We start from the raw sequence: 744 nt of genomic DNA, 5'->3' as shown, positions 1-744 counted from the left end.
ATCTCGGTTGATTTCTTTTCCTCCGGGTACTTAGATGTTTCAGTTCCCCGGGTTCGCCTCATTAACCTATGTATTCAGTTAATGATACTAGCTTATGCTAGTGGGTTTCCCCATTCGGACATCGTTAGCTCAAATGCTTGTTACTAGCTCGCCAACGCTTTTCGCAAGTTACTACGTCCTTCATCGCCTCTGACTGCCAAGGCATCCACCATATACGCTTAGTCACTTAACCATACAACCCAAATAAGTCTCTATGAGAWTATCCGTTTGTTTTATCAGGGTAGATAAAACAGTCGTATCGCAACTAATGGTTTCTACTTTCGCCAAAATTAGAATTTTAATCACAGTCGTTAAACTGTAATCCAAGACACTTAATGTTAAGTGTTTTGAGAACTCAATTTTTAATTTCGCAATAATCTTTCGATTATTACTATCAGCTTTCCAAATTTTTAAAGAACGATATCAACTACGTGAAGTAGGATATGTTTGCTCATTAACAAGCAATCTGTGTAGACACTCAACGCAATTTCTTACTAACAGAGTCAAGTTAGTCGTATAGGTAAGGAGGTGATCCAGCCCCAGGTTCCCCTAGGGCTACCTTGTTACGACTTCACCCCAGTCATGAACCACACCGTGGTAAACGCCCTCCCGAAGGTTAAGCTATCTACTTCTGGTGCAGCCCACTCCCATGGTGTGACGGGCGGTGTGTACAAGGCCCGGGAACGTATTCACCGTAGCATTCTG

General features: G+C 42.5%; 2 rRNA genes. Both read right to left on the bottom strand.

Annotated features, from left to right (window positions below):
• Positions 1-232 (bottom strand): 23S ribosomal RNA (locus tag L1D44_RS21675); the annotation flags it as partial.
• A 328-nt stretch (positions 233-560) separates the two neighbouring features.
• Positions 561-744, bottom strand: a 16S ribosomal RNA gene (locus L1D44_RS21670); the annotation flags it as partial.

This window comes from Shewanella sp. Isolate13 (assembly GCF_022398325.1).
Taxonomy (GTDB): Bacteria; Pseudomonadota; Gammaproteobacteria; order Enterobacterales; family Shewanellaceae; genus Shewanella.
This window is presented reverse-complemented; position numbering and strand designations above follow the sequence as displayed.